The sequence below is a fragment of the Deltaproteobacteria bacterium genome (assembly GCA_009930495.1).
Taxonomy (GTDB): domain Bacteria; phylum Desulfobacterota; class Desulfovibrionia; order Desulfovibrionales; family Desulfomicrobiaceae; genus Desulfomicrobium.
Map to the genome: position 1 here is coordinate 24700 of RZYB01000010.1, position 9094 is coordinate 33793.

A 9094-nucleotide genomic window follows, 5' to 3' on the forward strand; every position below is an offset into this window, starting at 1 on the left:
ATTCCGGACATGCTAATCCACCGATACTTTTCATTGGCCACCTACTTCCGCCGCCGTTTTGGACGGCGCATCCAGAAAATCGCCCTGGACGCGGACAGCACGTGCCCGAATCGCGATGGGACAATTTCCAGTCACGGCTGCACCTTTTGCAACCAACTCGGTTCGGGGACCGGGTTGGCCCGTTCCGGACAGTCTCTCTCCGAGCAATATCTGGCCCGGCGACGCGCCTATCTCCGGAAGCGAACCGACGCTCGGTTCATGGCCTACATTCAATCATTCTCCAACACGCATGGCCCGGCCGCGCGTCTTCGCCGGCTGCTCCACGAGCTGGAAAACCTGCCCGATCTGGCGGGGCTGGCCATCGGAACCCGGCCAGACTGCCTGGACCAAGAAAAGCTGCACATCCTCCGCGACGCGCCCGGCGCGGAAACCTGGCTGGATCTTGGCCTGCAAAGCGCGCATGACCGGACCCTGCGACGCATCCAGCGCGGACACGACGCAACATGCTTCGCGTTCTGGGCCGACCAGGCAGCCCAGGCGGGGCTCAAGGTCTGCGCCCATGTCATCACGGGCCTTCCAGGCGAAATCCTGGCGGACTTCGAACAAACCATCTCCTTTGTCAACAGCCTCCCCGTGCACGGCATCAAGATTCATAATCTCCTCGTGTGCTCGGGCGCGACCATGGAAAACGACTGGCGCCACGGCAGGCTTCGTCTTTTGTCCAGGGGCGAGTCTCTCCATTGGTTGATCCGCGGTCTGGAACTTTTGCGTCCGGATATTGTCGTGCACAGGATCAACGCCGATCCCAATGGGGATGAACTCCTGGCTCCGGCCTGGGCCGCTGACAAAAGACATTTCCTGGACGATGCGCGTCGCCTGCTTGAAACCAATGACACCTGGCAAGGACACGCTCTGGGACACGCGCTCCCGGATTGGTTCGCGCCCACGCCCCTGGAGGCTTCATGACCCACATCGTGGAAACATTTGCCAACCCGTGGTTCAGCGCCACATTCGTCTGGCGGGAAGGAGTACTGACCCAAATCGACCTGACCGCCGATTCCATGCCCCCCACCCCGCCCCGCTCTTCCCTGGGCCCCAGGCTGGAATGGGTCGTGGGACATTACCATGCCCTGGACCACGCCGCCTGGCCAGAACTGCCGCTGAACATGGACATCCTGACACCGTTCGCGCGCAAGGTCTTAACGACCCTACACCGCGAAGTCCCCCGTGGTTCCTGGACGACCTACGGCCAGCTGGCCGCGCGATGCGGATGCGCCCGTGGCGCGCGGGCCGTGGGCGGCGTCATGGCCCGCAATCCATGGCCGCTATATCTGCCCTGCCACCGCGTGCTCGCCGCCAACATGGGGTTGGGCGGTTTTGGTCCCGGCCTCCCCCTGAAACGAAAACTCCTGGAACTCGAAGGCGTCCTTGCCCCGGGTCACGACTCCGGTCCGAAAGCCGGGGTCCGCAACTCGTCGTCCACGGCATCGGCGTCTTCGGCGTAAAGACGGACCAGATTGCGCAAATGCCCAAAACTGACCTCGTCCATGCGGACAAAATCGATGGCGCTGTCCCGACCGTCGCGAATGATCCGGCCATGAACGCGGATGCGGACCCCGGAATCCAATTCCAGAACCAGATCGCAGTCTTTTCCCGCTTCCAGACGGTCATCCGTGGAGCAGGCCAGGCCCTTGAGACTCAAATCGTGGACCACGCCGCGCACCTGTTTTCCGTCACACGCGACCAGCAGGGATAATTCCAGACTGACCCGGGTCCGTCTGCGTCGTTCCTGTGTCATGAGCATCCTCCCTCCCCGTCCTGCGACAAGGGAATGGATTTGACAAGGAAAGCCCCGATCGCGTCGGGGCTTTCCTTGTCATTCCAGAAAAATCTTCTTCCTCGGTTTGGGCGGAACGGCTCCCGGCTCGGAAGGCTTGGGCGCGGAACGAACTTCCGGTTCCGCTGGCCTTCTCGGTGGAGCCTCCGGTCGTGACACGGGCGGAGAGAACGGCGCCGAGGGCTGCTCCATGGCCGGTTCACGGGCCCCTTCCGTTTTTTGAGCCGAAGATTTGCGTGGACGGCGACGGCGACGTTTCTTAGGCGCCCCGGACGGACCGGTTGGCGGAGTGCTACCCCCGGCCTCGTCCTCCCGAGTCTCCGGCTCATCCCAGATGGATTCCAGGCCAAAACCAAAATCCGGATCGGAACCGCCCGACTCCACGGCCAAAAGCTCCGTACCGGAAACAGCGGAAGGTGTGACGGCAGGCGTCGGGATCGAAAGCTGCTCGGGAACACGCGTGGACACGGCCTCGTCCCGGTCCTGACGGCGTTCCGGCGGCGTCGTTTCGGAGACTGGCTGGGAGCCATTGGTCGGCTTCTTCCGATTACGCTTGCGCTTGCGCTTGTCGCCGTCCGGACGCGGCCCCTCCACGATTTGAGGCGGTTCCGCGTCAACCGAGGAGCGTTCCCGGCGCGATTCGAACCGGTCTTGAACCGCCACGGGGGCAATCAACCGTTCCGAGGGCTGTTCCAAGGGGGCGTGAAACGTCTTCTGGTAAAAATCATCCATGAGCATGGCCAACACCACGCGCGCTTCCTCGTTGGCCGCCACTTCGGCCACGATGCGCATGAAACGCCGCATGCGTTCCTTCTGGATATTGTCCGCCTTGCGCAACTGGGCCTCCAGGAGAAACACGGCCCGCTGCGAAATAAGCGCCTCCAACTCCTCGTCGGTGGGCACCTGGCGCTCTTCCAGGGTAATGGAAAATTTCTTGGCGATCTGCTCCAGCTCGATTTCCTCCATGCCGGACACAAGAGAAATCGCCACCCCAGCCGCCCCGGCCCGGCCCGTGCGGCCGGTACGGTGCACGTACGCCTCGTGGTCCTGGGGCGGTTGATACTGGAAAACGTGGGACAGCTCGTGGATATCGATACCCCGGGCGGCAACGTCCGTGGCCACCAGAAACTTGAGCTTGTTGCGGCGTAACTTGTCGAGCACCTCCTCGCGCGCGGCCTGGGACAAATCAGCGCTGATCTCGCCCACGTCATAGCCAAAACGGCGCAGCACCACGGCCACGAAATGGACATCCGACTTGGTGTTGCAAAAGATGATGCCCGAAGCCGGATTCTCCTGTTCAATGATTTTGACCAGGATGCGGCTCTTCTGCATGGCCGGTACCTTGTACGCCACGTGCAGCACGTCGCTGGCGTAGACCTGTTCCTGGCTCAAGGAAATAAACAGGGGATCCTTCAAGAACTGCTGGGCCAAGCGCTTCACATGGCCGGGGTAGGTGGCCGAAAACATGGCCGATTGCAAACCGCGCGGCAGGTAGCGCTGCAACTGCTTCATGTCCGGATAAAAACCCATGGACAGCATGCGGTCGGCTTCGTCGAAGATCAGGATTTTCAACCTGTCGAGGTTCAAATTGCCCTTCAGCAAATGATCCAGGATGCGGCCGGGGGTTCCGACAATAAGCTGGGCGCCGGCCTCGAGCCCCTGGATCTGCGCCTTGTACCCCACGCCACCATAGATGGGCAGCGATCTGATGCCGGACTCCCGCCCCAATTCCTCGGCGTCCCGGCCGACCTGCACGGCCAATTCCCGGGTCGGGGCGAGGATCAGGGCCTGGGGCGCGCCCAGGGCCGGGTCCAAGCCATGCAGAATGGGCAGTAGAAAGGCTCCGGTCTTGCCACTACCCGTGTGGGATTGGACCATGATGTCCCGGCCACTCAGCATGGCCGGAATGGTCTGGCGCTGGACGGGCATGAGGTCGGTCCAATTCATGCGCGCCACGGCCGCCCGTAGGGTTTCGGGCAAATCGGCCAGGAAAAAATTCTCGCCGGACGTGTCGGCGGCACTGGCGTCGGTTGGGACGCCGTCAAATTCTGAAATGTCAGTCATGAGTATTCCATGTGTTCGGGCATGTCGTCCAAAAGATCGAGCAGCATTCCAATAACGGAATTGCCGAGCAGCATGCCCCTTCGTGTCAATTGAAGATGACCGGACCGCAGCCGCGCCAACCCCCTGGAGCAAAGTTGCTCGACAAAAGGGCGCGTATACTGCAAAAAATCCTGTCCGGTTTGGGCCTTGAAGCGTTCGAGGTTCAGCCCCCCGCTGGTGCGCAGGGACAGCATGACCAGTTCCCGCCCATGAATTCGGGCGGACAACTTTTCCACATTCATTTCCGGACACCCGGCCTCGACGCACCGCGCGTACTCGGCCAGATCCGCAGGGTTGGTCCAGCGTCGCGCCCCCCATGAGGACACGGCCGCCGGTCCCAGCCCCAGGTAATCGTCCTGGGCCCAGTACCCCGCGTTATGCCGGCTTTCACGCCCTGGCAGGGCGTAATTCGAAATCTCGTAGTGCGCATAGCCTCGCGACTCCAAAAATTCCGATCCATCCAAATACATGCCAACGGACTCGTCTTCGTCCGGCAGCGCCAGCTCGCCCCGAACCGCCCGCGCGGCCAGCGGCGTACCCTCCTCCAGGCTCAAACCATAGCAGGACAAATGCTCTGGGCCAAGGGCCACCGCCCGACGCAAATCCTCAAGCCAAGCCGCCACGGTCTGGCCGGGCAAACCCCAGATCAGGTCCAGGCCAATGTTGGTCAATCCGGCGGCACGAGCGGCGCCAAAGGCCAACTCCGCTTCCCGACCCGAATGAAGACGCCCCAACAGCCGCAGCATGTCATCCCGAAAACTCTGCACGCCCAGGCTAAGGCGGTTGACGCCCAAATCCGGCAAGCCCGCCAAGAAATCGGACCGCAAGGCGGACTCGGGGTTGGCCTCCACCGTGATTTCGGCGCCAGCCACCACGGAGAAACACCGGCGCACGCAGTCCAAAACCGCGCCCAGCTGCTCCTGGCTCAAAACCGAAGGCGTCCCCCCCCCGATGTAGACACTGGCTACGCGAGCGGCGCCAATACGCCCCGCGCGTACCGATATTTCCGTCATGACCTGGTCGATAAACAACGCCGCGTTCCGCGCGCGATACGGTTCGGAATAAAATGCGCAATAGGCGCATTTCCGCACGCAGAACGGCACGTGAACATACAGCCGCAGACTACCCAAGGGCACGCAATTCCGAGGCGTACCGCTCGGCCTCGCTATACAGGCAGCCGCAGTATTGCTGCCGGTACATGCCCCATTCCTTGGACACGGCAATGCCATCGCTCCAGCCCTGACGAAAATCCTGGTAGTGAAAAGCCACGCCCGAGCCCGTGGCCAAATCATGCCCCAGAGTCCGGATCTCGTCATGCTTCTGGAATTTGCTGTACAGCAACGTGCTGGTGAAGGCGTCGAACTCTCCACGCCGGGCGATGGACAAGGTCCGTTCCAGGCGCAAGGCGTAACATAGCAGGCAGCGGTTTGCCTCCCGGAAGGTCACGGCCCGGAAATAAACCTGGGGATCGTATTCCGTGTCCTTGTAGATCACGGGAATCCCCAGATGTTCGGCCATCTGGACCACGCCTTCCCGGCGACGCAAATATTCCCGAAGGGGATGGATATTTGGATTGTAGTACAACCCCGTCACATCCATCCCGGCCTTGAGCAGGTCCTGGACCACGGTGATGGCACACGGCCCACAACAAATGTGAACCAATATTTTCATGATAAAAAACCTAGCAAAATGAACAAACGGCGATGGGAGAAGGCGTAATGAATATCTTGCGTGCGAATGTTTGTTCGTATTCCATCAATTTTTCACGCTTCCGATTCAAGAGATATTGCATAAGCTCGGCATCTGTCTGGTAGGAAAACGGTTCGGACTGCTTGTCTTTCCGCAATTCGCGATACATGTCTTTCAAGGCCTGCATGGACCGCCATTCCAAGTTGCGCCGGGTGCCGGCCCCGGAACAGTGCGGACAGGGCTCCAAACTCGCGGACAGGGCCGACGTGCCCAGACGCTGGCGCACGATTTCGAGCAAGCCGAACTTGGAAATACGCCCGATATCGGTTCGCGCCCGATCCACCTTCAACGCCTGACGCAGCACTTTTTCCACCTCGCGGATATGCTTGCCGTCCTTCATTTCGATGAAGTCAACCACGATTTGTCCGCCGATATCCCGCAACATGAGCTGGTTGGGAATTTCCCTGGCGGCCTCGATGTTGGTGCGCAAGGCCATTTCCTTGAAATTTTTCTCGCCCCCGATCTTGCCCGAATTGATGTCGATGGCGGTCAGGGCCTCGGTATGATCAATGACCAGCTGGCCGCCACTGGGCAGGGTCACCGTGCGGCTGAGAATGCGCTGCAACTGGGCTTCGATGCGGAACCGCTCGAACAGGGTCTTGTCGGTCTCGGTGTGGGCCTTGATGAACGTTTTGCGGCGGGGAAACACAAGGGCGGCGAAATCAGTGATCTGCTTGGCGGTTTCATCATCGTCCACCCAGCACTCCGCGATATCCGGGGTCAGATAGTCACGGATGGCGCGAAAGGCCAAATCCTTCTCCTCGTAGATCAGCGCGGGTGATTCCGAACCGATCCCTTTCTTGCGGATATCTTTCCACAGCCGTTTTAAAACCTGTAAATCACGGGAAAGATTGCTTTTGCTCTGCGCTTCGCTGACCGTGCGCACGATAACCCCCAACCCCTCGTCGAGCTTTAATTCCTCGACGATGTCCTTGAGCCGCTCGCGCTCCTTTTCGTCCTCGATCTTGCGGGAAATACCAAGCTGCTCGCGCCCTGGCGTGAGCACGAAATAACGCCCCGGAATGGATAGGTATGTGGTCAAAAAAGCACCCTTGGAGCCGGTCGGTTCCTTGACCACCTGCACCAGAACCTCCTGACCTGGCTTCAGGACTTTCTGTAATGGCGGATATTTGCCCCGGCCAGGAACATCGGCCAGATAGTACTCGGGATGGACCTCGTCGACCTGGAGAAAGCCGTTTTTTTCGGCTCCGTAATTGATGAACGCGGCCTGAAGGGCCTGATCCACATTGTGAATCCTGCCCTTGTAAATGTTTCCCTTGGTTTTGCTCTGATGGAGCATCTCCACATAATATTCAACGACAACGCCATCTTCCATGATGGCGACTTCCACCAACTCCCCAGGCAAAACGCTGATGAACATCTTGCGTTTCTGCTTTTCACCCATAAAATTTCCTTTACTAAAAGTGGTTCCGTCCAAGTCGGGAAAAAGAACAAATTTACATACCGGAAGGCCGGAAAATTTTTTGATCACGGCGGGTGGCGAAGAAAAAAAACCGGGCGGAGCCGGGCGCGCGGCACACCGAGTGTCAGAGTGTTTCCCTACCCAGGCAATCGCTCCATAGCAAGAAAAACCATCCGTCCCGGCGGGGGATTGCTTGACATCGAATAGGGGCGTGGCTAGGCCAGCCTACCCACTTTGGAAGGAGGTTTCATGCTCGAACCGGGACAGCTGGTAATGCTGCTCAACGCCAAGGACAAGCGCTATTTTGTTTCCGCCCAGGAAGGGCAGGTCATGCACACCAACGAGGGCATCCTGCACCTCGACGAGGTGCGTGCCGCCGGTTGGGGGCAGCAGGTCCTGACCCACAAGGGCTACCCGTTCACGGTCATGCGGCCCTCCCTGTACGACTTGGTCAAGTCCGTCAAACGGCGCACCCAGATCATCTACCCCAAGGAAATCGGCTATATCGTCATGAAGCTCGGCATCGGTCCGGGATGTCGCGTGGTCGAGGCCGGCTGTGGCTCCGGCGGTCTGACCACGGCCCTGGCCTGGCTGGTGGGCGACACCGGCAAGGTGTACACGTATGAACGCCGCGAGGAATTTTACACGCTCTGCCACCAGAATCTGGAGCGGATCGGTCTGGCGCATCGCGTCGAACAGTTCCATCACGACGTGTCCGAAGGATTCCATGCCCACGGCGCCGACGCCCTGTTTCTCGATGTGCGCGAGCCAAGCGACGTTGTCCGGCATATTCCGAACGCGGTGGTACCCGGCGCGCCCATCGGCTTTTTGCTGCCAACCACCAACCAGGTCCAGGATCTGCTCAAGGCCATGGAAGATGGCCCCTTTCGGCAAATCGAAGTGCTCGAGATCCTCCTGCGCCACTACAAGCCCGTGCCCGAACGGCTGCGCCCGGACGACCGCATGGTCGCGCACACGGGCTTTCTGGTCTTTGCGCGAACCTACGCCGAGCTGAAATCCTCGGATACTTGCGGTGATCCAGAGGACCAGCCCACGGACGACCAGGACGCCACGAGCCTCGCGGCCACGGACTAAATCTTTCGTTTACGCATGCTATTTCAAGGATTTGCAAGTTACCGCTTGCAAATCCTTTTTTTATTCCTATAGAAATGAACCTTTCCGACATCCCCAACCCCGGCCAGGCCGGACCAAGCCCCCCAAGGAGGAGTGCTGATGACCCGCAAGGATCGCACTGAAGGTATTTTCAGCCGGCGCGAAGTTCTGGACGCCACGGAACGCCAAAAATACTACCAGATCCAGCTCAAGGAGCTGCTGTCGTACGCATACCGATATTCCGAGGACGTAAAAAAACGATTCGACCGTGCCCAGTTTTCCGTGGAAAAATTTCGGGATCTTATCGATCTCAAACATGTTCCCATCCTCAAAAAGAAAGAACTCATCTTTCTCCAGTCCATGGGCCCACGACTGGGCGGTCTCCTGACCAAGGATCTCGGCGAGCTGCGCCGGGTCTTCCTGTCTCCCGGTCCCATCTTCGATCCCGAGGATCGCGGCGAGGACTACTGGGGCTGGACCGAAAGTTTTTATGCCGCCGGATTCCGTTCCGGGGACCTGGTCCAGAACACCTTTCCCTACCACATGGCTCCGGCCGGCCTCATGTTCGAGGAACCACTGCGGCAACTGAGCTGCGCCGTGATTCCCACCGGACCCGGCAACACCGGCACCCAGCTCGATATCATGAAGAAGCTGCGCGTGACCGGCTATGTCGGCACGCCGAGCTACCTCATGCATCTCGCGCAAAAGGGCGAGGAAAAGGGCCTCAACCTGCGCAAGGACCTCTATCTGGAAGTGGCCTTCGTGACCGGTGAAAAATTCTCCGAGAAGATGCGCTCCAACATGGAAAAGAAATTCGATCTGATCATGCGCCAGGGCTATGGCACGGCCGACGTCGGCTGCATCGGCTA

The 9094-nt window shown here is 59.8% G+C and carries 9 protein-coding genes; 4 read left to right on the forward strand and 5 right to left on the reverse strand.

Annotated elements, in window-relative coordinates:
• Window positions 1–9: 9 nt before the first annotated feature.
• Both EOL86_02215 and EOL86_02220 read left to right on the forward strand, forming a co-directional pair.
• A complete protein-coding gene (locus EOL86_02215; GenBank protein ID NCD24397.1) occupies window positions 10–966 on the forward strand; it encodes a TIGR01212 family radical SAM protein in 957 nt (318 codons plus the stop codon).
• The gene (locus EOL86_02220) at window positions 963–1505 is read left to right on the forward strand and encodes an MGMT family protein (GenBank protein NCD24398.1); all 543 of its coding nucleotides are present in this window, start codon (window positions 963–965) and stop codon (window positions 1503–1505) included. Before EOL86_02215 ends, EOL86_02220 begins: the two co-directional genes overlap by 4 nt.
• On the opposite strand, the gene EOL86_02225 is transcribed toward EOL86_02220, so the two are convergent.
• From EOL86_02225 to EOL86_02245, 5 genes are all read right to left on the reverse strand, one after another.
• Window positions 1439–1804 carry a PilZ domain-containing protein gene (locus EOL86_02225; GenBank protein ID NCD24399.1) on the reverse strand — a complete coding sequence of 122 codons (366 nt, stop codon included), beginning with the start codon at window positions 1802–1804 and terminating at the stop codon, window positions 1439–1441. The two genes, EOL86_02220 and EOL86_02225, sit on opposite strands and share 67 nt — an antisense overlap.
• Before the next feature lie 72 nt (window positions 1805–1876).
• Window positions 1877–3901 carry a DEAD/DEAH box helicase gene (locus EOL86_02230; protein ID NCD24400.1) on the reverse strand — a complete coding sequence of 675 codons (2025 nt, stop codon included), beginning with the start codon at window positions 3899–3901 and terminating at the stop codon, window positions 1877–1879.
• The gene (gene hemW, locus EOL86_02235) at window positions 3898–5061 is read right to left on the reverse strand and encodes a radical SAM family heme chaperone HemW (GenBank protein ID NCD24401.1); all 1164 of its coding nucleotides are present in this window, start codon (window positions 5059–5061) and stop codon (window positions 3898–3900) included. Before hemW ends, EOL86_02230 begins: the two co-directional genes overlap by 4 nt.
• A 1-nt stretch (window position 5062) precedes the next feature.
• Entirely contained in the window at window positions 5063–5611 is a 549-nt protein-coding gene (locus tag EOL86_02240; GenBank protein NCD24402.1) for an epoxyqueuosine reductase QueH, read from the reverse strand.
• A 10-nt stretch (window positions 5612–5621) separates the two neighbouring features.
• Window positions 5622–7094 carry an Rne/Rng family ribonuclease gene (locus EOL86_02245; GenBank protein NCD24403.1) on the reverse strand — a complete coding sequence of 491 codons (1473 nt, stop codon included), beginning with the start codon at window positions 7092–7094 and terminating at the stop codon, window positions 5622–5624.
• Between the two features lie 267 nt (window positions 7095–7361).
• Between EOL86_02245 and EOL86_02250 the strand changes: the two genes are divergently transcribed.
• Window positions 7362–8207 (forward strand): tRNA (adenine-N1)-methyltransferase, encoded by an 846-nt coding sequence (locus EOL86_02250; GenBank protein ID NCD24404.1) that lies wholly within the window; start codon window positions 7362–7364, stop codon window positions 8205–8207.
• A 138-nt stretch (window positions 8208–8345) separates the two neighbouring features.
• Window positions 8346–9094: phenylacetate--CoA ligase family protein (locus tag EOL86_02255; protein ID NCD24405.1), on the forward strand; the 749-nt coding region annotated here is incomplete at its 3' end.

Coding starts and splice junctions, on each gene's coding strand:
- EOL86_02215 (NCD24397.1), top strand. CDS start 10: ATGCTAATCCACCGATACTTTTCATTGGCCACCTACTTCCGCCGCCGT.
- EOL86_02220 (NCD24398.1), top strand. CDS start 963: ATGACCCACATCGTGGAAACATTTGCCAACCCGTGGTTCAGCGCCACA.
- EOL86_02225 (NCD24399.1), bottom strand. CDS start 1,804: ATGCTCATGACACAGGAACGACGCAGACGGACCCGGGTCAGTCTGGAA.
- EOL86_02230 (NCD24400.1), bottom strand. CDS start 3,901: ATGACTGACATTTCAGAATTTGACGGCGTCCCAACCGACGCCAGTGCC.
- EOL86_02240 (NCD24402.1), bottom strand. CDS start 5,611: ATGAAAATATTGGTTCACATTTGTTGTGGGCCGTGTGCCATCACCGTG.
- EOL86_02245 (NCD24403.1), bottom strand. CDS start 7,094: ATGGGTGAAAAGCAGAAACGCAAGATGTTCATCAGCGTTTTGCCTGGG.
- EOL86_02250 (NCD24404.1), top strand. CDS start 7,362: ATGCTCGAACCGGGACAGCTGGTAATGCTGCTCAACGCCAAGGACAAG.